Source organism: Streptomyces sp. NPDC032721 (assembly GCF_055579625.1).
Map to the genome: position 1 here is coordinate 41,127 of NZ_JBVIMX010000012.1, position 22,087 is coordinate 63,213.

Annotated in this window: 25 protein-coding genes; 17 read left to right on the forward strand and 8 right to left on the reverse strand. The window is 69.8% G+C overall.

Annotated elements, in window-relative coordinates; all coding sequences use genetic code 11:
* Window positions 1-73: 73 nt before the first annotated feature.
* Window positions 74-598, forward strand: a complete 525-nt coding sequence (locus ACZ5PB_RS24770; protein WP_468693936.1) for a hypothetical protein — start codon at window positions 74-76, stop codon at window positions 596-598.
* 10 nt (window positions 599-608) lie between these two features.
* Here ACZ5PB_RS24770 and ACZ5PB_RS24775 read toward each other — a convergent pair whose 3' ends face one another.
* Together ACZ5PB_RS24775 and ACZ5PB_RS24780 are read right to left on the reverse strand one after the other, a co-directional pair.
* The gene (locus ACZ5PB_RS24775; protein WP_468693937.1) at window positions 609-2,006 is read right to left on the reverse strand and encodes an FAD-dependent oxidoreductase; all 1,398 of its coding nucleotides are present in this window, start codon (window positions 2,004-2,006) and stop codon (window positions 609-611) included.
* Between the two features lie 59 nt (window positions 2,007-2,065).
* Complete coding sequence (locus tag ACZ5PB_RS24780; protein ID WP_468693938.1) at window positions 2,066-2,788, reverse strand: Mut7-C RNAse domain-containing protein; 723 nt, start codon at window positions 2,786-2,788, stop codon at window positions 2,066-2,068.
* A 92-nt stretch (window positions 2,789-2,880) separates the two neighbouring features.
* On the opposite strand from ACZ5PB_RS24780, the gene ACZ5PB_RS24785 reads away from it, so the two are divergent.
* The gene (locus ACZ5PB_RS24785; RefSeq protein WP_468693939.1) at window positions 2,881-3,327 is read left to right on the forward strand and encodes a GNAT family N-acetyltransferase; all 447 of its coding nucleotides are present in this window, start codon (window positions 2,881-2,883) and stop codon (window positions 3,325-3,327) included.
* Between the two features lie 5 nt (window positions 3,328-3,332).
* Here the strand turns inward: ACZ5PB_RS24785 and ACZ5PB_RS24790 are convergent, their stop codons facing one another.
* The 3 genes from ACZ5PB_RS24790 to ACZ5PB_RS24800 form a co-directional block, all read right to left on the reverse strand.
* Window positions 3,333-4,472, reverse strand: a complete 1,140-nt coding sequence (locus tag ACZ5PB_RS24790; protein ID WP_468693940.1) for a magnesium and cobalt transport protein CorA — start codon at window positions 4,470-4,472, stop codon at window positions 3,333-3,335.
* A 120-nt stretch (window positions 4,473-4,592) separates the two neighbouring features.
* Window positions 4,593-4,781 carry a hypothetical protein gene (locus ACZ5PB_RS24795; protein ID WP_468693941.1) on the reverse strand — a complete coding sequence of 63 codons (189 nt, stop codon included), beginning with the start codon at window positions 4,779-4,781 and terminating at the stop codon, window positions 4,593-4,595.
* Between the two features lie 141 nt (window positions 4,782-4,922).
* Window positions 4,923-5,549, reverse strand: a complete 627-nt coding sequence (locus ACZ5PB_RS24800; RefSeq protein WP_468694151.1) for a hypothetical protein — start codon at window positions 5,547-5,549, stop codon at window positions 4,923-4,925.
* Between the two features lie 163 nt (window positions 5,550-5,712).
* Here ACZ5PB_RS24800 and hemL point away from each other — a divergent pair, with 163 nt between their 5' ends.
* The 8 genes from hemL to ACZ5PB_RS24840 all read left to right on the forward strand — a co-directional run bounded on the left by hemL (window position 5,713) and on the right by ACZ5PB_RS24840 (window position 14,236).
* A complete protein-coding gene (gene hemL, locus ACZ5PB_RS24805; protein WP_468693942.1) occupies window positions 5,713-7,020 on the forward strand; it encodes a glutamate-1-semialdehyde 2,1-aminomutase in 1,308 nt (435 codons plus the stop codon).
* Window positions 7,017-7,706: a histidine phosphatase family protein gene (locus tag ACZ5PB_RS24810; RefSeq protein ID WP_468693943.1), complete on the forward strand. Its 690-nt coding sequence runs from the start codon at window positions 7,017-7,019 to the stop codon at window positions 7,704-7,706. Before hemL ends, ACZ5PB_RS24810 begins: the two co-directional genes overlap by 4 nt.
* Before the next feature lie 207 nt (window positions 7,707-7,913).
* Window positions 7,914-9,170 (forward strand): polysaccharide deacetylase family protein, encoded by a 1,257-nt coding sequence (locus tag ACZ5PB_RS24815; RefSeq protein ID WP_468694152.1) that lies wholly within the window; start codon window positions 7,914-7,916, stop codon window positions 9,168-9,170.
* A gap of 120 nt (window positions 9,171-9,290) precedes the next feature.
* Window positions 9,291-9,923, forward strand: coding sequence for a TlpA family protein disulfide reductase (locus ACZ5PB_RS24820; RefSeq protein WP_468693944.1), 633 nt, complete (start codon window positions 9,291-9,293; stop codon window positions 9,921-9,923).
* Between the two features lie 4 nt (window positions 9,924-9,927).
* Complete coding sequence (locus ACZ5PB_RS24825) at window positions 9,928-10,716, forward strand: cytochrome c biogenesis CcdA family protein (RefSeq protein ID WP_468693945.1); 789 nt, start codon at window positions 9,928-9,930, stop codon at window positions 10,714-10,716.
* Between the two features lie 4 nt (window positions 10,717-10,720).
* The gene (gene resB, locus ACZ5PB_RS24830; protein WP_468693946.1) at window positions 10,721-12,472 is read left to right on the forward strand and encodes a cytochrome c biogenesis protein ResB; all 1,752 of its coding nucleotides are present in this window, start codon (window positions 10,721-10,723) and stop codon (window positions 12,470-12,472) included.
* On the forward strand, window positions 12,469-13,632 hold the full coding sequence (gene ccsB / locus ACZ5PB_RS24835; protein ID WP_468693947.1) for a c-type cytochrome biogenesis protein CcsB: 1,164 nt from the start codon (window positions 12,469-12,471) through the stop codon (window positions 13,630-13,632). The genes resB and ccsB overlap by 4 nt, the downstream gene beginning before the upstream one ends.
* Window positions 13,633-13,714: 82 nt before the next feature.
* Window positions 13,715-14,236, forward strand: coding sequence for an SRPBCC domain-containing protein (locus tag ACZ5PB_RS24840; RefSeq protein ID WP_468693948.1), 522 nt, complete (start codon window positions 13,715-13,717; stop codon window positions 14,234-14,236).
* 198 nt (window positions 14,237-14,434) lie between these two features.
* Here the strand turns inward: ACZ5PB_RS24840 and ACZ5PB_RS24845 are convergent, their stop codons facing one another.
* Window positions 14,435-14,851, reverse strand: a complete 417-nt coding sequence (locus ACZ5PB_RS24845; RefSeq protein ID WP_468693949.1) for a PLD nuclease N-terminal domain-containing protein — start codon at window positions 14,849-14,851, stop codon at window positions 14,435-14,437.
* Between the two features lie 89 nt (window positions 14,852-14,940).
* On the opposite strand from ACZ5PB_RS24845, the gene ACZ5PB_RS24850 reads away from it, so the two are divergent.
* From ACZ5PB_RS24850 to mqnP, 3 genes are all read left to right on the forward strand, one after another.
* Window positions 14,941-16,398 (forward strand): menaquinone biosynthesis decarboxylase, encoded by a 1,458-nt coding sequence (locus ACZ5PB_RS24850; protein ID WP_468693950.1) that lies wholly within the window; start codon window positions 14,941-14,943, stop codon window positions 16,396-16,398.
* Between the two features lie 203 nt (window positions 16,399-16,601).
* Window positions 16,602-17,117, forward strand: a complete 516-nt coding sequence (locus tag ACZ5PB_RS24855; protein ID WP_468693951.1) for a hypothetical protein — start codon at window positions 16,602-16,604, stop codon at window positions 17,115-17,117.
* Window positions 17,114-18,016 (forward strand): menaquinone biosynthesis prenyltransferase MqnP, encoded by a 903-nt coding sequence (gene mqnP / locus ACZ5PB_RS24860; protein ID WP_468693952.1) that lies wholly within the window; start codon window positions 17,114-17,116, stop codon window positions 18,014-18,016. Before ACZ5PB_RS24855 ends, mqnP begins: the two co-directional genes overlap by 4 nt.
* A gap of 52 nt (window positions 18,017-18,068) precedes the next feature.
* On the opposite strand, the gene ACZ5PB_RS24865 is transcribed toward mqnP, so the two are convergent.
* The gene (locus ACZ5PB_RS24865) at window positions 18,069-18,602 is read right to left on the reverse strand and encodes a rhomboid family intramembrane serine protease (RefSeq protein WP_468694153.1); all 534 of its coding nucleotides are present in this window, start codon (window positions 18,600-18,602) and stop codon (window positions 18,069-18,071) included.
* 211 nt (window positions 18,603-18,813) lie between these two features.
* On the opposite strand from ACZ5PB_RS24865, the gene ACZ5PB_RS24870 reads away from it, so the two are divergent.
* Window positions 18,814-19,521 carry a UbiX family flavin prenyltransferase gene (locus tag ACZ5PB_RS24870; RefSeq protein ID WP_468693953.1) on the forward strand — a complete coding sequence of 236 codons (708 nt, stop codon included), beginning with the start codon at window positions 18,814-18,816 and terminating at the stop codon, window positions 19,519-19,521.
* Between the two features lie 22 nt (window positions 19,522-19,543).
* Here the strand turns inward: ACZ5PB_RS24870 and ACZ5PB_RS24875 are convergent, their stop codons facing one another.
* Window positions 19,544-19,690, reverse strand: coding sequence for a hypothetical protein (locus tag ACZ5PB_RS24875; RefSeq protein ID WP_468694166.1), 147 nt, complete (start codon window positions 19,688-19,690; stop codon window positions 19,544-19,546).
* A 146-nt stretch (window positions 19,691-19,836) separates the two neighbouring features.
* Here ACZ5PB_RS24875 and ACZ5PB_RS24880 point away from each other — a divergent pair, with 146 nt between their 5' ends.
* From ACZ5PB_RS24880 to ACZ5PB_RS24890, 3 genes are all read left to right on the forward strand, one after another.
* A complete protein-coding gene (locus tag ACZ5PB_RS24880; RefSeq protein ID WP_384350844.1) occupies window positions 19,837-20,292 on the forward strand; it encodes an Lrp/AsnC family transcriptional regulator in 456 nt (151 codons plus the stop codon).
* Window positions 20,293-20,359: 67 nt separating this feature from the next.
* A complete protein-coding gene (mqnE, locus tag ACZ5PB_RS24885; protein WP_468693954.1) occupies window positions 20,360-21,523 on the forward strand; it encodes an aminofutalosine synthase MqnE in 1,164 nt (387 codons plus the stop codon).
* Between the two features lie 180 nt (window positions 21,524-21,703).
* Window positions 21,704-21,955, forward strand: coding sequence for a DUF4229 domain-containing protein (locus ACZ5PB_RS24890; RefSeq protein ID WP_468694154.1), 252 nt, complete (start codon window positions 21,704-21,706; stop codon window positions 21,953-21,955).
* Window positions 21,956-22,087: the final 132 nt, after the last annotated feature.

A 22,087-nucleotide genomic window follows, 5' to 3' on the forward strand; every position in this document is an offset into this window, starting at 1 on the left:
CATAAGGGTGGCATGCGGGGGCTACGGGGAGCGGTTGACCGGCTGAGCGGGTAGATCACGCTTCATGTCATTCATGTCATTCGTGTCATTCATGTCGCGCAGGTTGTCGCGCAGGTCGGGTGGGTTCGTCGTCGTTGCCGCGGCGGTGGTGGGCGTCGTTTCGTCCGGGGTGGCCGTCGCCGAGGAGCGGGAGGCGGATCTCGGGCACCACGGGACGGTCGTGTACGAGGAGGACGGCCGGCTCGCGCTGCGGCTGCGTACCTGGAACCACGGCCCCGGGAGTCTGGACGCGGCGGCGGTACGGGTGTCGTTCTCGGCTCCGGTCGAGGGGAAGTTCCCCCGGGCGTGCGCGCGGGTCGGGGCCGCGGTGCTGGTGTGCGAGACGGGGGAGCTGCGCGCCGGGGCGGCGGGCGGGCGGCCGCTGGACTTCGAGCTGCGGGTGACGGGGGAGCTGCCCCCGGAAGTGGTGGTCGAGGTGCGGACGGTGCGGATGGGGGAGGGGGCGGGCGAGGTGCGGCCGGTGACGCGGGACCTGAACCCCGGCAACGACCGGCAGCGGGTGCTGGCACCCGCCACCGGTGACACCTATTACTTCTAGACCGGGCCGGTCAGGCCGGGTCGCTCGCCCACGCCACGTACCCGTCCGGCCTGATCAGCAGGGAGGACCGGCGGGCCCAGTGCGCCCTGACCGTGTGCGGCGGGATGTCGAGCGGGACCGGGCCGTCGGCGGCGGCGACCAGGACGTACTCGCCCTTGCGGAGGAGTTCGTACAGCCTGCCCTCGGCCAGTGCCAGGTCGGGGACGCGGCGGCCGACGAGCGAGTGGGCGCCGCGCGGGGAGCCGTACGAGATGCCGATGCCGGAGATCATGCCCATCGCCCGCGAGGTGACGGGGCGCAGGTGGTTGAAGAGGCGGGTGGCGAGCGCGCGGCCGGTGCGCTGGAGCGGGGTGTGTGCCATGGCGATGCGGATCAGGGCGCCGCTGGAGCGCAGCACCATGGTGCCGACCGGGTGGCGTTCGTCGTGGTACGTGTCGAGGAGGGTGTCCTCGCTCCGGCCGCGCAGTACGGCGGCCAGTTTCCAGGAGAGGTTGGCGGCGTCCTGGAGGCCGGTGTTCATGCCCTGGCCGCCGGCCGGGGAGTGCACGTGCGCGGCGTCCCCGGCGAGGAAGACGCGGCCGGTGCGGTAGGCGGGGACCTGGCGTTCGTCGCTGTGGAAGCGGGAGAGGAAGCGGGGGTCGTGCATGCCGAAGTCGTTGCCGAGGGCGGTGCGGGCGATGTGCCGGACCTCGTCGAGGCCGAGCGGTTCGGACTCGGGGACCTCGTGGTTGCGGTCCCAGCCCATCACCCGGTAGTAGCCGTCGCCGAACGGGACCATGAAGGTGAAGGCGTCGTTCTGGCCGCCGATGGTGAGGACGGAGTCGGGTTCGTCTTCGAGGCGTACGTCGGCGAGGACGATCGACTTGATGACGGACTCGCCGGGGAAGGGCAGCCCGAGCGCGCTGCGCACCGTGCTGTGGACTCCGTCGGTGCCGACCAGGTAGGGGGTGTCCAGGTTGCTGAACTCGCCCTCCTTGGAGCGGAGTTGGACGGTGACCGAGGTCGTGCGGGGGGTGAGTGCGACCAGTTCGGTGTCGTAGCGGAACTCGACCCCGGCGGCCCGCGCCCGGCGCTCCAGCAGGCGTTCGACCTCGTACTGCGGCGTGATCAGGACGAGCGGGAAGCGGGAGCGCAGCCGCGACAGGTCCAGCGAGAGGTTGCCGAACATGTTGAGGCGGGTGAGGGTGCGCCCGGTCTTCAGGAGCTCGTCGGCGAGGCCTCGGGCGTCGAGCACTTCGAGGGTGCGGGCGTGCACGGCGAAGGCGCGGGTGAGGTTGCCGGCGGTGTGGGCGCGGCGCTCGACGAGCGTCACGCTCAGGCCTGCGGCGGCGAGGTCACCGGCGAGCAGAAGTCCGGTGGGGCCTGCGCCGACGACGATCACGTCGGTGGTGTCCTTGGAGGTCGGCATGACGGCACCCTCCCCTATCGGCGTGCCCCACACACCCGGAATCGCGGTACCTGTACGGCTCAGCCGAATTCCGCGACCGCCGCGTCCACCACTTCCGCCAGCCTCGTGTGGTGGGCGCCGCGCCAGTAGGGGCGGTCGCAGTCGGTGCACTGGGCGAAGACGTCGTGGGTGCGCTCGGTGCCGGGGGCCAGGAGGCCGGCCACCGACTCCTTGGTGGCCTCCTTCAGGGGGCCGTTGCATGCGGTGCAGCGCGTCCACGGGTGCAGGGCGGGGGCGAACCTGCCCAGTACGTCGCGGAGTTGGGCGTCCGGCTGGTCGCTGTAGACGAAGGCGCCCGCCCACAGTTCGCGGCGGCGCAGCAGGCCCCGGTCGCGGGAGAGCAGGACGCGCTGCTCGCGGGCGGAGTGGGTGGCGAGGGCCGGGTCGCCGATGTCCTCGCTGAAGTACGCCGTGTCGACGCCGAGCAGCCGCATCCGGCGGGCCAGCGTGCCGAGGTGTACGTCGAGGAGGAAGCGCAGCGGTGCTCCGGGCACGGACTGCGGGCGGGCGTGCGGCCGTACCTCGATGCGTTCGCCCGCCGCCGGTACGTGCGAGGGTGCGGCGGGCCTTCCGTCCACGTACAGCTCGCCCGCCTCGGTGAGCGGGACGCCCAGCGACTCGACGACGTGGCCGAGGGTGGATGCCCCGTCGGTGACCGTGGCGGTGCGGCCCGCGCGCCGGTCGGGGGCGAGGAAGAGGTGCAGTTCGGGGGCGAAACTCAGCTGGATCTCCGGTCCGTTCACGTCGTCAGGATGCCATCGGGGCAGGTCCGGGGCACGGGAGTTTCCGAACTGCCGTGCGCGGGCGCCGTCTTCGGGTGATCTACGCTGCGGCCATGAAGACCATCGATCTCGCTCCCGGCGACCCCCGTCTGCTGTCCGACCTGCTGCCCGTCCTGAGGGAGCTGCGCCCGCACCTCACCGAGGAGTCCTTCACCGGGGTGTACGAGGAGGGCCATCCGGCCGGGCTCCGCTTCTCCGCGACGTACGACGACGCGGGTGTCTGCGTCGGGGCGGCCGGGTGGCGGGTGGTCGCCAACACCAGCACGCTGCGGATGCTGTACGTCGACGACCTGGTGACGGCGGAAGCGGCCCGCTCCACGGGGGTCGGGTCGCATCTGCTCGGCTACCTCCAGGAGCGGGCGCGGGAGTGTGGCTGCAAGGAGTTCGTGCTCGACTCGGGGACGCAGCGCACCCGGGCGCACCAGTTCTACCTGCGGGAGAAGATGGAGATCGCGGCGTTCCACTTCATGAAGAGCGTGCCGGCGGGTCCGGCACGCTGATTCCCTCAGAGCCACCCGTTGCGCCGGAAACTCCGGTGCACGGCAAAGCAGGCGATCACCATCACCGTGATGGCCAGCGGATACCCGAAGGTCCAGCGGGTCTCGGGCATGAAGTCGAAGTTCATCCCCCAGACCCCGCACCCCATCGTCGGCACGGCGATGATCGCCGCCCACGCGGTGATCTTCCGCATGTCCTCGTTCTGCGCGACCGTCACCTGGGCCAGATGGGCCTGGAGTATCGAGTCGAGGAGCCCGTCGTAGGAGCTGATCTGCTCGACGGTGCGGGCGAGGTGGTCGGAGACGTTGCGGAAGTACGGCTGGAGCTCCGGCGTCACGGGCGGCATCGGCCGCACCGGATCGGCGAGTGCCAGCAGCGGCCGTTCCAGCGGGGCCACCGCCCGGCGCAGCTCGACCAGTTCGCGCTTGAGCTGGTAGATCCGCCCGGGGTCGACGCGTCCCGCGTCCGCGCTGAACACGGCACTCTCGACGGTGTCGATGTCGTCCTGCACGGCGTCGGCCACCGCCTCGTACTCGTCGACGACGTGGTCGGCGATGGCGTGCAGCACGGCGGCGGGCCCCAGTGCCAGCTGCTCGGGCTCGTCCTCCAGGGCCTCGCGGATCGGCCCGAGGGAGCCGGTTTTCCCGTTCCGTACGGTGATCACGAAGTCGGGTCCGGTGAACACCACCAGCTCGCCCGTGTCCACGATCTCGCTCGTCGCGGTCAGCTCCTCGTGCTCCACGTAGCGCACGGTCCTGAAGACGGCGAAGAGGGTGTCGTCGTACCGCATCAGGCGGGGGCGGCGGTGCGGGCCCGCCGCGTGGGCGACGGTCAGCGGGTGCAGGCCGAACAGCTCCGCCAGTTCGTCGAATTCGGCCTGCTCCGGCTCGTGCAGCCCGATCCACAGGAAGGACCGGTCGTCGCCCTTGCGGACCCGGGCCAGCGCCTCGGCCGCCGAACAGTCCCTGGCCCGCCGTACGCCCTCCTCGAAGACCACGCAGTTCTCGACGGCGCTGCCCAGCGGGGACCGGGCGGGATGGCTGAGATCGACCGAGGGCCGGGTGACCCGGCGCACCGCACGGCGCAGACGGCGCAGGCCGCTGCGGGGCAGGGGTACGCGGGAAAGGGAAACGCGGGGCAGGGACACGTCGGGAGCTCCTGGCAGGGAAGCACGGCCGGGCCGCGCCCTCTTGGCCGCCCGGGGCCTGAGCGGCCGTACCCCACCCTGCCCGCAGGAGCCCCTTCCACTCCACCAGGAGCGGGCAAACTAGGCGGCGGTCACCAGTCCAGCCCGGACCGCTGCCGCCCACTCCACCAGCAGTTCCTGGTACCGCGCCTCGTCGGCCGCCGACAGTGCGCCGTCCGTGCGCGACCAGAGCGCGCGGATCTCGGCGTTGACGACTGCTGCGGGGCGGACGGAACCAGGGGGGTGAGGCGTAGGAGTAGTGGAGGACATGGGAACAACCCTAGGTGCTGCCACTGACAATCGGCATTCCGCGGAGCTGAGAATGGCGTGAAATCCCCATGATCGGCAGGTATATACGGGGGTTCCTGAGGGACCCGGGGGCCGTGGGGCAGGGCGGTCCGAAGGGGTCCGTCAGGGCCAGACCAGACAGTAGGCCTGGTGTCCCGCCTCGTGCAGGCGGTGGCTGAAGTCCTGCCATTCGTGGAGCAGTCGGTAGACGTTGAACGCGTCGCTGGGGCCGCCGCGGTCGGGGACCGTGGACCAGATGAAGGCGGCTGCGCCGACCGCTTCCTCGCCGATGCCGCGCAGCGGGTCGACGACCGTCATGGGGAGCTTCACCACGGCGTAGTCGGGGTGCAGGACGACCAGTTCGAGCGGGGGGACCTTGTGCAGGGGTATCCCCTGGATGCCGGTGAGGACCATGGCGGCCATCGTCTCCGGCTTGATCTTGGTGAACATGCCGCCCATGCCCAGTTCGTCGCCGCCCAGTTCCTCCGGGCGCATCGAGATCGGCACGCGGGCGGCCGTCGCGCCGTTCGGGGCGCCGAAGTACTTGTAGGTCACCCCCACCCGGCCAATCCTGCTTCCCGTACCCGTACCCGTACCCGATCCCGATCCGGTGCGCGCATCCAAGGACGCGTCGAAGTCCGCGGCGGCGTCCGCGCGCACCGCACGCTCACGCCGCCGGTGCCGTCCGCGCCGGGCCCGCTCGGGACCCAGATCGTCGGCCGGCTCGCCCAGTCCGCCACCGCGATGCATATCTCTCACCCGACTGTGCTGTGTGTCAGCGCCTTTGCCATGCCATTCCAAGCAACGCGTCCCCCGCCGCGCAACCCGAGCATCCGTCCCAGTGACCTCCCCCGCCCCAGGGCGGTGAAACACCAGTCCGCAAGGACGGGCGGGCCTCTGACACCATTGCTGTGTGAGCCTCCCCTATGACGCCCCAGTTTCGCAGACGCTTTTCGACCGCGCGTCCCTTGTGACGCCCGGCGGCGTGAACTCCCCGGTACGGGCCTTCAAGGCCGTGGGCGGTACGCCCCGGTTCATGGTGTCCGGTACCGGTCCGTACCTCACCGATGCCGACGGCCGCGAGTACGTCGACCTCGTGTGCTCGTGGGGGCCGATGATCCTCGGCCACGCGCACCCCGAGGTGATCGGCGCCGTCCAGGACGCGGTCGCCCGCGGCACGTCCTTCGGCACGCCCGGTGAGGGCGAGGTCGCGCTCGCCGAGGAGATCGTCGCCCGGATCGACCCCGTTGAGCAGGTACGACTGGTGTCCAGCGGCACCGAAGCGACCATGTCGGCCATCCGTCTCGCCCGTGGATTCACCGGGCGCGCGAAGGTCGTCAAGTTCGCCGGCTGCTACCACGGGCACGTCGACGCGCTGCTGGCCGCCGCCGGATCCGGCCTCGCGACCTTCGCACTGCCGGACACTCCGGGCGTCACCGGCGCCCAGGCGGGCGACACCATCGTCCTGCCGTACAACGATCTGGACGCGGTCCGCGCCGCCTTCCTCGCGCACCCCGGCGAGATCGCCTGCGTGATCACCGAGGCGTCCCCCGGCAACATGGGCGTCGTCCCGCCGGGCGAGGGCTTCAACGCCGGACTGAAGGCCCTCTGCGCGGAGCACGGCGCGCTCTACATCTCCGACGAGGTGATGACCGGTTTCCGCACCAGCAAGGCCGGTTGGTACGGGGTCGACGGTGTCGCGCCCGACCTGATGACCTTCGGCAAGGTCATGGGCGGCGGCTTCCCGGCGGCGGCCTTCGGCGGCCGGCGCGACGTCATGGAGCACCTCGCTCCGGTCGGCCCGGTCTACCAGGCGGGCACCCTCTCCGGTAACCCCGTCGCCACCGCCGCGGGGCTCGCCCAGCTGCGGCTGCTCGACGACGCGGCGTACGCGAAGGTCGACGCGGTGTCCAAGGAGATCCAGGCGCTGGTCACCGAGGCGCTGACCAAGGAAGGGGTCGCGCACCGGCTCCAGACGGCCAGCAACATGTTCTCCGTCTTCTTCACCCCCGACGAGGTGCGGAACTACGACGACGCGCGCAAGCAGGACTCGTTCCGCTTCACCGCGTTCTTCCACTCGATGCTCTCCAGCGGCGTCTACCTGCCGCCGTCCGCCTTCGAGTCCTGGTTCGTCTCCACCGCCCACGACGCGCAGGCCGTCGAGCGCATCGCCGCCGCCCTGCCCGCCGCCGCCCGAGCCGCAGCAGAGGCCACCGCATGAGCGCCGCCCACAGCAAGGAACTGACCGTCGTCCATCTGATGCGGCACGGCGAGGTGCACAACCCGGAAGGCGTCCTCTACGGCCGCCGCTCCGGCTACCACCTCTCCGACCTCGGCCGGAAGATGGCCGACCGGGTCGCCGAGCACCTGGACGGCCGCGACATCACCCATGTCGTCGCCTCCCCGCTGGAGCGCGCCCAGGAGACCGCCACCCCGATCGCCAAGTCGCACGGCCTGGACCTGGCCACCGACGCCTCGCTGATCGAGGCGGGCAACGTCTTCGAGGGCAAGACCTTCGGCGTCGGCGACGGCGCGCTGCGCCGCCCGGAGAACTGGAAGCACCTCACCAACCCGTTCCGCCCGTCCTGGGGCGAGCCGTACATCGAGCAGGTCGTACGGATGATGGGCGCGCTCAACGCGGCACGTGACGCGGCGCGCGGCCACGAGGCGGTCTGCGTCAGCCACCAGCTGCCGATCTGGATCGTACGGAGCTTCGTCGAGCGGCGGCGGCTGTGGCACGACCCGCGCAAGCGGCAGTGCACGCTGGCCTCGCTGACCACGTTCACCTACCAGGGCGACCGCATCGTCTCGGTCGGCTACTCGGAGCCCGCCCGGGACCTCGTACCGGCGCATCTGCTCGCCGGGGCGAAGCCGGTGAAGGGGAAGGACAAGGCGTTCGGCGCGTGATCTCCGTCACGTAAGACGGGGCCGATCCACAAGTGGTGCACAGGTGGGGCACGGCACCACCACCACTTAACTCGCCCTGTGATTCGGCGAACACGCAGTGAATTATGTGCCGTTTGCCGGAACCTCCGTGTTCGTCGCACCCTCTAAAACTGTGTCCATCTGAGTGGGCGACGGTGCGACGAATGCGGATGGGGAGTTATGCGCGACATCAGGCAGCTCAGCCGGCGGGGCCTCCTGGGTCTCGGTGCGGGAGCCGCGGCAGCGGTCGGCCTCGCGGCCTGCAAGAGCGGCGACAGCGCGGGAACCGCGGGCTCGGGCCAGGACAAGGGCCAGGGCGGCACCTCGCCGGGCAAGGGCGGCACGCCGTCACCGACCGCCGAGGCCAAGCCGATCGGTGACGGTTCGACCGCCGACACCGGCAAGCAGCCCAAGCAGCCGCCGAAGCCGGTGCCGCTCCAGCCCGGCGAAGCCCCTCCGCAGTTCGTGGTGTTCTCCTGGGACGGTGCGGGCGAGGTCGGCAACGGCCTCTTCCCCCGCTTCCTGAAGCTCGCCGAGGAACACGACGCGGCGATGACCTTCTTCCTCTCCGGGCTCTACCTCCTCCCGGAGTCCAAGGCCAAGCTCTACAAGCCGCCGAACAACCGCGTCGGCGCCTCCGACATCGGCTACCTCACCGACGAGCACGTCAAGATGACGCTGAAGTACGTGCGTCAGGCCTGGCTCGAAGGCCACGAGATCGGCACCCACTTCAACGGCCACTTCTGCGCCGGGTCGGGCTCGGTCGCCAAGTGGACCCCCGCGCAGTGGGAGTCCGAGATCGACCAGGCCATGAAGTTCGTCACCGAGTGGAAGACGAACACCGGCTGGAGCGACCTCGACCCGCTGCCCTTCGACTACAAGAAGGAACTGGTCGGCGGCCGCACCCCCTGCCTGCTGGGCCAGGACAACCTGCTGCCCATCGCCAGGAAGCTCGGCTGGCGCTACGACGCCTCCTCGCCCGGCGGCCGTCAGATGTGGCCCGTGAAGCGCGGCGGCGTCTGGGACCTCCCGCTCCAGCAGATCCCCTTCCCGGGGCGCGGCTTCGAAGTCCTCTCCATGGACTACAACATGCTCGCCAACCAGTCGAAGAACTCCACCAAGGGAATGACCTCGCGCTATCCCGAGTGGAAGAAGCAGGCGACCGGCGCCTACATCAAGGGGTTCCAGCGCGCCCACGAGACGAACCGCGCGCCCTTCTACATCGGCAACCACTTCGAGCAGTGGAACGGCGGCATCTACATGGACGCCGTCGAGGAAGCGCTCAAGCACATGGCCGGCAAGAAGGACGTCCGCCTGGTCTCCTTCAAGCAGTACTGCGACTGGCTCGACGTACAGGACCCCAAGGTCCTCGCCAAGCTGCGCAAGCTGGAGGTCGGCCAGAAGCCGGCCGGCGGCTGGGCCACGTACCTCAAGAGCGCCGTCTGAGGCACGCGCCGGGGGACCTCTGGTGCCCCAACCGCCCGCTTATGGGCCCTTGACAAGGGGCTTTGCGGGCACGTAGGGGGGCGTCGAAGATCGATGGAACTGCCATGCGAAACTTTTCACATGAGCCCCGTCCGCGCCCCCCGCAGCCGCTCGTTCCGTGCCTCCCGCCGAGCTTCCCGTACCGCTCTCGCGGTCTCGGGCGTGCTCGTCGGCGCCCTCGCCCTGTCGGCCTGCGGCGGCGACGGGAACAAGTCGTCGGGCGGCGGCAGCAACTTCGTCGCCGGCACGGACCGGATCGACACCGTCCCCAAGGACGACCGGATCGCCGCCCCCAAGCTGGACGGAAAGACCCTCCAGGACAAGGACTTCGACGTCGCCTCCCTCAAGGGCAAGGTCGTCGTGCTGAACATCTGGGGCTCCTGGTGCCCGCCCTGCCGGGCCGAGGCTCCGACCTTCGCGAAGGTCTCCAAGGAGCTCAAGGGCAAGGGCGTCGAATTCGTCGGCATCGACACCAGGGACGACCAGAAGGCCCTGGCGATCCAGTTCGAGAAGGACGCCGGGATCGAATACCCCAGCCTGTACGACCCGGACGGCAAGCTGATGCTGCGCTTCCCCAAGGGCAGCCTCAACCCGCAGGCCATTCCCTCCACGATCGTCATCGACAAGGACGGCAAGGTCGCGGGCCGCTCGCTGGCCGCGCTCAGCGAGAAGAAGCTCCGCAAGATGATCGACCCGCTGATGGCCGAGAAGTGACCGCGTGAACACCCTCACTCTCGCCCTGCCGCACGCCGTACCGCTCGCCGCCGACACCACCGAGACGGTGCAGTCCGGCGCGCTGCTGCTGGCGCTGCCGATCGCGCTGCTCGCGGGCCTGGTCTCGTTCTTCTCGCCGTGCGTCCTGCCGCTGGTCCCCGGCTATCTGTCGTACGTCACCGGTACCGGCGGCGCGGACCTGGCCGAGCAGCGCAAGGGCAGGATGGCCGCGGGTGCGGCGCTCTTCGTCCTCGGCTTCAGTGCGGTGTTCGTCACGGGCGGCGCGCTCTTCGGCTACATCGGCGGCACCCTCCAGAACTACAAGGACGTCACCAACATCGTCCTGGGCGTCCTGATGGTGCTGATGGGTCTCTTCTTCATGGGCGCCTTCCCCTTCATCACCCAGCGCGAGTTCCGCTTCCACCGGAAGCCGGTGTCGGGGCTGATCGGGGCGCCGGTGCTCGGCCTGCTCTTCGGCATCGGCTGGACGCCCTGCATGGGCCCGACGCTCGGGGTCATCGGATCGCTCTCGTTCAACGAGGCCGCCCCGCTGCGCGGCACCGTCCTGATGGTCGCCTTCTGCCTCGGCCTCGGCATCCCCTTCATCGTGGCGGCCGTCGCCTTCCGCAGGGCGCTCGGGGCGTTCGGCTGGGTGAAGAAGCACTATGTCTGGGTCATGCGGATCGGCGGCATCATGATGATCGCAACCGGCCTCCTGCTCCTCACGGGCCTCTGGGACTCCGTGCTGCAGAGCATGCAAAGCTGGACCGACAGCTTCCAGGTGGGGATCTAGTTCCATGAGCAAGACCGAACAACCGGGTGCCGCCGGTACGGACGAGGCGGCCGGCCGGGCCGCCGACACCGACGACCGGGCCACCCGTACCGACGAACGGGCAGCCGGTGACCGGCTGTCGACCGCGCCCAAGGACGACCGCGAGGACACCTCGCCCGTCCTGCCCACCCTCGGCGTCGTCGGCTGGACCCGCTGGTTCTGGCGGCAGCTCACCTCGATGCGGGTCGCGCTGATCCTGCTGTTCATGCTGTCGCTCGGCGCGATCCCCGGATCGCTCATCCCGCAGCGCAGCGTCGACGAGACCAAGGTCGCCGACTTCTTCGAGGCGCACAAGACGCTCGCACCGCTCTACGACAAGGTGCAGCTCTTCGACGTCTACAGCTCGGTGTGGTTCTCCGCGATCTACATCCTGCTGTTCATCTCGCTCATCGGCTGCATCGTGCCCCGCACCTGGCAGTTCGTCGGCCAGCTCCGCGCCAGGCCGCCGGCCGCGCCCGGCCGGCTGACCCGGATGCCCGCGTACACGACCTGGCGCACGGACACCTCCCCCGAAGAGGTCCGCGCACTGGGCCTGGCGCTGATGAAGAAGCGCCGCTTCCGCGCGGACACCTCCGGCGACGCGGTCACCGCCGAGAAGGGCTACCTCCGCGAAGCCGGGAACCTGATCTTCCACATCGCCCTGATCGTCCTGCTCCTCGCCTTCGCGACCGGCCAGCTCTTCAAGTCCGAGGGCGGCAAGCTGATCACCGAGGGCGGCGGCTTCTCCAACACCCTCACCCAGTACGACGACTTCAAGTCCGGCTCGCTCTTCGACCGCGACCACGACCTGGAACCGTTCAGCTTCAAGCTGGACGAGTTCGTCGGCACGTACGAGAGGACGGGCCCGCAGCGCGGCACCCCCCGCGTCTACGAGGCCCACATCACCTACTCCGAGGGCGCGGACGGCCCCTCGAAGAAGGGCGTCATCGAGGTCAACACCCCGCTGACGGTCGGCGGCTCCAAGGTGCACCTCATCGGCCACGGGTACTCCCCGGTCATCACCGTCCGCGACGGGCGCGGCGAGGTCGTCTTCAAGGGCCCCGCCCCGCTCCTGCCCATCGACTCGAACGTCACCTCCAGCGGTGCGGTCAAGGTGATGGACGGCTACCGCGACAAGAACGGGAAGAAGTCCCAGCTCGGCTTCTCCGCCATCTTCGTGCCCACCTTCGGCGGTGCCGGCAAGGGCAGCATGTTCTCCAAGTACCCCGGGCTGGACTACCCGGCGCTCGCGCTGACCGCCTTCCACGGCAGCCTCGGCGTCGACGCCGGACTGCCGCAGAACGTGTACCAGCTCGACACCCGCAAGATGACCCAGTTCAAGAAGCCCGACGGCAGCCCCTTCGCGAAGATGCTGCTGCCCGGCGAGAAGATGGACCTTCCCGGCGGGGCCGGCTCCGTCACCTTCGAGAAGGACATCAAGGAGTGGGCGACCTTCCAGGTCTCCCAGCAGCCCGGCAACATGTGGGCCCTGGCCGGAGCGGTCGCCGCCATCGTGGGCCTCGCCGCCTCCCTGTTCATCCAGCGCCGCCGCGTCTGGATCCGTGCCGTACGGGCGGACGACGGAACCACCGTCGTCGAGATGGCCGGACTCGGCCGCAGCGAGTCCGGCCGGCTCCCCGAGGAACTCGCCGCGCTGGCCGGCGACCTCCACACCAAGGCGCCGACGACCGCGACGCCCTCCTCTGTCGAACCCCCTGCCGAAGGAGCGCGCGCGTGATCCTCGCAGCCGCCGCAGCAAGCGAAACGAACCAGAACCTGGCGGAGATCAGCAACGTCCTGATCTACTCCGCGATGGCCGTCTACACCTTGGCCTTCCTCGCCCACATCGCGGAATGGACCTTCGGCAGCCGCAGCAAGGTGGGCCGCACGGCCGCCGCGCTGACCCGGCCCGCCGCCGCCCCCGCGGTGACCGTACGGTCCAAGGGCTCCACCGCCGTCCTCGACAAGCCGCAGGTCGTCACCCGCGCCGCAGCCGGCACCCGGGACGCCCAGGACGGCGAGGGCGCCGCGGGCGGCACCGTGAAGGGCGACCTCTACGGCCGCATCGCCATCTCGCTCACCTCCCTCGGCTTCCTGATCGCGGCCGGTGGCGTCGCGACCCGCGCGATGTCGGTGCAGCGGGCCCCCTGGGGCAACATGTACGAGTTCTCGATCACCTTCTCCACGGTGGCCGTCGGCGCGTACCTCGCCTTCCTCCTCACCAGGATGAACGTCCGCTGGATCGGCCTGCCCCTGGTCACCACGGTCCTCCTGGACCTCGGCATCGCCACCAAGTGGCTCTACACCGACAGCGACCAGCTGGTCCCCGCCCTGGACTCCTACTGGCTCTGGATCCACGTCTCCACCGCGATCTTCTGCGGCGCGGTCTTCTACGTCGGTGCGGTCGGCACCCTCGGCTACCTGCTGCGCGACCGGTACGAGGTGCGGGCCGAGCTCGGCGAGACGGCCGACGTCTTCAAGGAGCACCTGGCATCGCTGCCCGCCGCCAACGGCTTCGTCATGGCGGTCCGCAAGGCCCGCGTCCCGCTCCGCCGCCTGATGGACAGCACGGTCTCGCGGCTGCCCGCCGCCGCCACGCTCGACAAGTTCTCGTACCGCATCAACGCGGGCGTCTTCCCGCTGTGGACGTTCACGATCGTCGCGGGCGCCATCTGGGCGGGCGACGCCTGGGGCCGCTTCTGGGGCTGGGACCCCAAGGAGGTCTGGTCCTTCGTCACCTGGATCGCGTACGCCTGCTACCTGCACGCCCGCGCGACGGCGGGCTGGAAGGGCCGCAAGGCCGCCTACCTGGCCCTCTTCGCCTTCGCGACCTGGCTGTGGAACTACTACGGCGTCAACATCTTCCTCTCCGGCAAGCACTCCTACGCCGGCGTCTGACCCGCCCTCCCGCTCCACTCCCTTGGCCCGTACAGCCTGGTCCGGTTCGCGTTTCGCACGCGGCCGGACCAGGCTGTTTCCCATGAAGTCGATCCCGTACGGCAAGGCCGAACCCCGACCGGGCACCGGCAACTGGCTGCTTCGATACGAGCTCCAGCTGGAGCATCCCCTGGACCACGTCTGGGCCGCGGTCGCGACCCCGGCCGGGCTCGGCCGATGGCTGGCGGTACCGGCCCCCTGGGAGCCGAAGCTGGGCGGGGCGACCACCTTCACCTGGCAGAACACCGACGACAAGGGCGCACCGCCGACGGTCGACGAGGGCCACATCACCGCGTGGGACCCCGGCCGGGTCGCCGAATACACCCTGGCCCTGCACGGCCGCTCCCGCTTCCACCTGGAAGCCAACGGCCCCACCGCCACCGTCCTGCGCTTCACCAACGAGATCCGCGACCTCGACGAACCCGAACGCAACAGCCGCCTGGCAGGCTGGCACAACCACCTGGAACTCCTGGCAGCGGCCCTGGACGGCGCCCCCTTCGACTGGTCCACCTGGACCCTGACCCGCTACCACGAACTCCTGACGGAGTACGCGGAACGGGCCTAGCCGTCAGGTGCGGGTGGGTTCTTGGCTGGCCGCGCAGTTCCCCGCGCCCCTAGGTGCCTAGGGGCGCGGGGAACTGCGCGAGCAACCCACCACCGGCCCGCAGGTCCGAACCCCTGGCCCCGCGGAGCGGTTTAGGTGAAGGGGTGGGGAGGGGCATCGCTCGCCGCAGGCGCGGGGGTGTTGAACCGTTCGCGTGGGTTACTTGGGGGAGTCCTCGGGGCCCTTCCCCTGGGAACCGGAGTCGCCCTCGTCACCCCGCTGCTTGAGCTCCTCCTCGCGGCGGCGCAGGTCCGCCTCCCAGTCCTTCAGTAGGGACTCGTCCTTCTTGTTCTCGTCCTTGATGGACTTCAGGAAGTCCGGGTTGTCGTCCGGGGCCACCCACTGGGTGCGCTGGTTGCGGTGCCACTCCGACGGCGTACGACCGCCCGCCACGGCGCGGCGGTTCTTCCCGGCGGCGAGCCAGACGATGGGGCCGACGATCCAGAAGAGCAGGATGATGAAGACCCAGGCGACCTTCGGCAGGTGCTTGGCCTCGTCCTCGGGGGTGTTGAGGCAGTCGATGAACGCGTAGATCGTCAGCGCCAGCGGCAGGATGAACATCAGTGCCCTGAGCATGGTGTGCTTCCCCCTGGGAATGTCGCAGTGGCCGTGACTACCGGCCCCGGTGAGGGCCCAAGGGTAGTCGGTGTCCGATACTGGACGGCATGGCTTACGACGATCTTCGCTCGTTCCTCCGGGCTCTGGACCGCGAGGGCGACCTCAAGCGCATCAAGGCCGAAGTCGACCCGTACCTGGAGGTCGGGGAGATCGTCGACCGGGTGAACAAGGCGGGCGGCCCGGCACTTCTCTTCGAGAACGTGAAGGGGTCGACCATGCCCCTCGCGATGAACGTCTTCGGTACCGACCGACGGCTGTTGAAGGCGCTCGGACTCAAGTCGTACGACGAGATCAGCGAGCAGATCGGCGGGCTGCTCAAGCCCGAGCTGCCGCAGGGCTTCATGGGCGTACGCGACGCCTTCGCGAAGCTCGGTTCGGTGGCGCACGTACCGCCGAAGAAGGTGAAGTCGGACGCGGCCCCGGTCCAGGAGGTCGTGCTGAGCGGGGACGACGTCGACCTCGACAAGCTGCCCGCGCTCTTCACCTGGCCCGAGGACGGCGGCTCCTTCTTCAACCTGGGGCTCACCCACACCAAGGACCCCGACACCGGCATCCGCAACCTCGGCCTCTACCGCCTCCAGCGCCACGACAAGCGCACCATCGGCATGCACTGGCAGATCCACAAGGACAGCCGCAACCACTACCAGGTGGCCGCCCGGCGCGGCGAGCGGCTGCCCGTCGCCATCGCCTTCGGCGCCCCGCCGGCCGTCACGTACGCCTCGACCGCCCCGCTGCCCGGTGACATCGACGAGTACCTCTTCGCCGGTTTCCTCCAGGGCAAGCGGGTCGAGATGGTCGACTGCAAGACGGTCCCGCTCCAGGTCCCGGCACACGCGGAGGTCGTCCTCGAAGGGTGGCTGGAGCCGGGCAGGATGCTGCCCGAGGGCCCGTTCGGCGACCACACCGGTTTCTACACGCCGCAGGAGGACTTCCCGGCGCTGACGATCGACACGATCACCATGCGCCGCCGCCCCCTCCTCCAGTCGATCGTCGTCGGCCGCCCGCCGACGGAGGACGGCCCGCTCGGCCGCGCCACGGAGAGCTTCTTCCTCCCCCTCCTCAAGATCATCGTCCCCGACATCGTGGACTACCACCTGCCCGAGGCGGGCGGCTTCCACAACTGCATCATCGTGTCGATCGACAAGAAGTACCCGAAGCACGCCCAGAAGGTGATGTCGGCGATCTGGGGCGCCCACATGCTCTCCCTCGAAAAGCTCATCGTGGTCGTCGACTCGGACTGCGACGTCCGCAACTACCACGAGGTCGCCTGGCGGGCCTTCGGCAACGTCGACTACTCCCGCGACCTGACCGTCGTCGAAGGCCCGGTCGACCACCTCGACCACGCCTCCTACCAGCAGTACTGGGGCGGCAAGGCGGGCGTCGACGCCACGAAGAAGCTCCCCGAGGAGGGCTACACCCGCGACGGCGGCTGGCCCAACATGGTCGAGTCCGACCCGGCGACGTCGAAAAAGGTCGACCGCCGCTGGAAGGAGTACGGCCTTTGATCCCCCCACCCGGAACCGCCCCCTCGCCCGACGGGACCGCTACGCCGCCCGCCTCCTTGGGCGGCGGGGCTACGCCCACCGCCCCCGCCCCCTCGTCCGACGGGACCGCACCACCCGTTGCCCCCGCCTCCTTGGCCGGCGGAGCCGCACCCCCCGTTGCCCCCGCCCCCTTGGGCGGCGGGGCCGCTACGCCGCCCGCCCCCTTGGGCGGCGGGGCCGCCCCCCGGGGGCGGGACGGGCGGGCAAGGGGGCGGCCCCCGGCGGAGCCGAACCCTCCGGCTCCGCCCGGCCCCGGTTCCGCACCGGCCCACGCCACCCTCCACCTGGGCGATGCCACCACCTGGCTCCGCATCGAGCGGACCAACACCGACGACCGCACCCGCACCGACCGCTGGCGCATCACCGCCGAGTGGCAGACCCACCTCTCCGCCACCTTCCCCACCCACCCCCTTGCCCGCCGCGACGTCCACACCTTCGCGACCCGCCTCCGCGCCGGCATCGCCGCAGGCGCCCCCTTCTCCGTCTCCCTCGCGGAAGAGGACCGCAACAACCCCCTCCGCATGCACGCCCTCCCCGCCAGCCCCCGCGGCCACGCCTTCCACCTGCGCCTCAGCCCCAACGGCCAGGACACCGCAAACCACCTCGACATGGAGATCGCCCCGGTCGCGTCCGAGACCCTCCTCGCCGAGCTCGACACCTTCCTAAGGAATCTCGTATGACCTCGGCCGCCGCAGCCGTACCCCAGCCCGGCCGGACCAGGGCGTTCCTCAACCTCGTGCTGATCGAGCACTCGGTGTTCGCGCTGCCCTTCGCGTACATCGCCGCGCTGACGGCCATGTTCCAGCTGGACAAGAACATCCACTGGGGCCGGCTGCTCCTGGTCACCGTCGCGATGGTCGGGCTGCGCACCTTCGCGATGGCGGCGAACCGGATCATCGACCGCGAGATCGACGCCCGTAACCCCCGCACCGCGAACCGCGAGATCGTCACCGGCGCGGTCAGCGTCAAGTCCGCCTGGACGGGCGCCGGAATCGCCCTCGCCTTCTTCCTCGGCGCGGCGGCCCTGCTCAACCCGCTCTGCCTGGCGCTCGCGCCCGTCGCGGTCATCCCGATGGTCGTCTATCCGTACGGCAAGCGGTTCACCAACTTCCCGCACGCCATCCTCGGCCTCGCCCAGGCGATGGGACCGATCGGCGCGTGGATCGCGATCACGGGGGAGTGGTCGTGGGACGCGGTCGTGCTCGGTCTCGCCGTCGGCATCTGGATCGGCGGCTTCGACCTGATCTTCGGCTCGCAGGACGTCCAGGCCGACCGCGCGCACGGCGTGAAGTCCGTCCCGGCCCGCTTCGGCATCCCGGCCGCCCTGCACGGCGCCCGCGTCTGCCACGTGATCACCACCGGACTGCTGGTCTGGTACGGGCTGCTCACCGGCGCGGGGATCTTCTTCTGGATCGGCATGGTGATCGTCGCGGTGGCCTTCGTCTACGAGCACACCATCGTCCGCCCGCACGACCTGTCCCGGCTGAACAGGGCGTTCTTCACCACGAACGGGTTCATCGGCGTCGCCCTCTTCGCCTGCGCCCTGCTGGACCTGCTGGTCCGCGGCCTGACGGTGTAACCGGCCGACCCGACCGACCCCACCGGTGGCCGGTAGCCGGTGGGTGCCTGACTCAGGCACCCACCCCGCGCCCCCGCCCCCGCCGGAACCAGAACGCCGCCAGCACCCCGCCCACCAGCCCGAACAAGTGGCCCTGCCAGCTGATGCCCTCGGTCGTCGGCAGGACGCCCCACAGGATCGACCCGTACACCGCCGCCACGACCACGCCGATCACCACGTCCCACGGCCGCCGGTCCACGAAGCCGCGGACCAGCAGATAGCCGAAGAGGCCGAAGACGACTCCGGACGCGCCTGCCGTGTTCGAGTACTCGGGGGCCGTCAGCCAGACGCCCAGGCCGCCGACCAGCATGATCGCCAGGACGACGCCGGCGAACCGGCGCAGCCCGCCGAGCGCGGCTATGAAGCCGAGTACCAGCAGCGGGACGGTGTTGGAGGCGACGTGCGCGAAGCCGTGGTGGAGGAAGGACATCGGGAGGACGTCCCGGAGTTCGGGGAGCGAGCGCGGGGAGAGGCCGAAGGTGTCCAGTGCCCCGGTCGCCGCGTCCATCGCCTCCAGCGCCCACAGCAGCGCCACCCAGAGCAGCATCACCCCGGCGGCGGCCTTCACCCGGGCCGCCCGCCCGGCGGCGGGCCGCGGGCGCAGTGCCGGCCCCGTGTCGTCGTACGGCAGATGTGTCATGTCCGCCACCCCCTGCATGTGCCGGCATGCCCCGCACGCCGTGCTTCCCCTGTTGTTTCCAGTAACGTCCCGCTACCTTGCCCGGTTCCCGTCTCCGCCACCCGGATAGGCTCCGTCCATGACTGAGCCCGTCGTTGAACGCAAACGCATCCCCTGGGTCGTAGGGGTTTCGGGGGCGTCAGGCACGCCGTACGCTGCCGCCGTGCTGCGTGGACTGCTCGACGCGGGGGAGGCCGTCGACCTCGTCGTCAGCAGGGCTTCCCGGCTGACCATCCTCGACGAGACCGGTATCGCCTTCCGCGACAGCCACTGGCGCGAGGACCTCGCGACCTGGCTGGCCAGGGGCGCGGACGGCAAGCCGGACACCTTCACCGGCATCGACCTGTCAGGGGACGGCGACGAGGGCGGCGACGCCGTACGGCACTGGAGCGCGGGCGACCTCGCGGCGGGCCCGTCCTCCGGCTCGTACCCCGTCAAGGGCATGCTCATCGTGCCCGCCTCGACGGCGAGTGTGGCGGGAGTGGCGCTCGGTCTCTCGAAGGACCTGTTGCAGCGGGCCGCGAGCGTGACGCTCAAGGAGCGGCGGAAGCTGGTGGTGGCGGTGCGGGAGACCCCGCTCAACGGGCAGACGCTCAAGCATCTGGTGACGCTGGACGAGGCGGGCGCCGTGGTGCTGCCCGCCTCTCCTGCGTTCTATGCGGGTGCGACGCACATCCAGGATCTGGTGGACTTCGTCGCGGGGCGGGTGCTGGATGCGGCAGGTGTGCCGCACAGCCTCTACCGCCGGTGGGAGGGGGAGCTCGGAGGAGCTTCCCGCAACCCTTAGTACGTAGTACTGGTAGCGGTGCCTACTTCGCGGTGCGCTTCAGGCGGGCGGCGATGCCGCGCACCGGGGCGGGACGGGAGGCGGGCTTGTGGGCACGCGAGCGGTTGGCCAGTTCCTGCAGTTCACGCATGCGGACGTAGGCCATCTCGGTCGTGTACACGACTGTCACTCTCCTGAGTGTTCGAAGGTTCAGAACCGGACGTTCTGAAAGTTTTTCTTGGATCTGGTGAAAGATCTACAGGGGATTCGGCCCCTGTGCCTTAGATTCTATACGTAAACTCGCGAGATTGCTGAACAATGGAAGGCTTCAGGCATATGGACGCCGTGGACAGGCAGCTCATCCAGGCTCTTCGGGAGAACGGCAGGGCCTCGTACGCCGAGCTCGGACGGCTGGTCGGCCTCTCGGGGCCGAGCGTCACCGACCGCATCAACCGCCTCGAATCGGCGGGCGTGATCACCGGTTACCGCGCCACCGTCGACGCCAAGTCGCTCGGCCTCGGCGTCACCGCCCTCATCGGCATCTCGCTGTCCGACGCCGCCGACCACGAGGACGTGGCCCGCCGGCTGAAGGACCTGGAGGAGATCGAGGACTGCTGGTTCATCGCGGGCGACGACTCGTACATGCTCAAGATCCGCGCCGGTGACGTGGACGGCCTGGAGCGCACCATCCGCCGTCTCTCCGGCACGCGGGGGGTCTCCCGTACCCGTACCACCATCGTGCTCTCCACCAAGTGGGAGAACCGGGTCGGGGAGCTGCCCGAAGAGGGCTAGGCGTACCGTGGGCGGAGGCTTGTTGTATGTAACAGCAGTACGTAACAGACATAGGAGGCGGCCGGGTATGGACGCGGGACTCAAGCGCGAGCTGGAGCAGAAGGTCCGGGCCGGGGAGCGGCTGAGCCGCGAGGACGGCATCGCGCTCTACGAGTCGGACGACCTGGCCTGGCTGGGCGGCCTCGCCCACGAGGTGCGCACGCGCAAGAACGGCGACGTCGTCCACTTCAACGTCAACCGCCACCTCAACATGACCAACGTGTGCACCGCGTCCTGCGCGTACTGCTCGTTCCAGCGCAAGCCGGGCGAGAAGGACGCGTACACGATGCGCATCGAGGAGGCCGTCCGCCTCGCCAAGGCGATGGAGAACGAGAACCTCACCGAGCTGCACATCGTCAACGGCCTGCACCCGACCCTCCCGTGGCGCTACTACCCGCGCTCCCTGTCCGCCCTGAAGGAAGCCCTCCCGCAGGTCTCCCTCAAGGCGTTCACCGCCACCGAGATCCACCACTTCGAGACCATCTCGGGCCTCTCCGCCTCCGAGATCCTCGACGAGCTGATCGAGGCGGGCCTGGAGTCCCTCACCGGCGGCGGCGCCGAGATCTTCGACTGGGAGGTGAGGCAGCACATCGTCGACCACAACACCCACTGGGAGGACTGGTCGCGGATCCACCGCCTCGCCCACGAGAAGGGCCTCAAGACCCCGGCGACCATGCTCTACGGCCACATCGAGGAGCCCCGCCACCGCGTCGACCACGTCCTGCGCCTGCGCGAGATGCAGGACGAGACGAACGGCTTCCAGGTCTTCATCCCGCTGCGCTACCAGCACGACTTCGTCGACATGAAGGACGGCAAGGTCCGCAACAAGCTCCAGGCCCGCACCACCATGGCCACCGGAGCCGAGGCACTGAAGACCTTCGCCGTCTCCCGCCTGCTCTTCGACAACGTCCCGCACGTCAAGGTCTTCTGGGTCATGCACGGCGTGCAGACCGCCCAGCTCGCGCTCCAGCACGGCGCCGACGACATGGACGGCTCGGTCGTCGAGTACAAGATCACGCACGACGCGGACGACTACGGCACCCCGAACAAGCTCGGCCGCGACGACCTGCTCGAACTGATCCGGGACGCGGGCTTCCGCCCCGTCGAGCGCAACACGCGCTACGAGATCATCAAGGAGTACGAGGGCCCTGACGCGGCCCGCCGCGAGAGCCCGCAGGCGATGCGCGTCTGACGCGCACGACAGCTCGACCGTACGAAGGTGAAGGGAACACCCTCCAGCACCCTCAAGCACAGGGGCCCGGCATCCTCGCCGGGCCCCTGTGCTTGACTGGTACTACCTGTCCCATCGGCCCTCGTAAGAGAAGAAGGTCCCGCCGTGAGCACCAAGCACGCCACGATTCGCTACACCGCGATGCGCCTCGGCGTCTTCGCAGCCAGCTTCCTGGTCGTGTGGGCCCTCGTCGCCTTCCGCGTCCTGCCCTCCGGTGTGGGCGGGATGTCGAACGTCCTGTGGGTGCTGATGCTCGCGATCGTCGTCTCCGCGCCGCTGAGCTTCGTGCTCCTGCGCAAGCAGCGGGACGCGATGTCCGAGGGGATCGTGAACAAGGTGAGCGAGACCAAGGCCCGCCTGGAGGCCAACCGCCGCCAGGAGGACCTCGCATAAGGGCCGTGTAAGCCGCGTCACATCCGACGGCGCCCCGGGAAAGAGCCACTGGCTCAACTCCCGGGGCGCCGTTGGTCATTCACCCCACCTGCTCGGTGTCCCCCCAGCTTCCCCCCAAAGAAGACCTTTGAT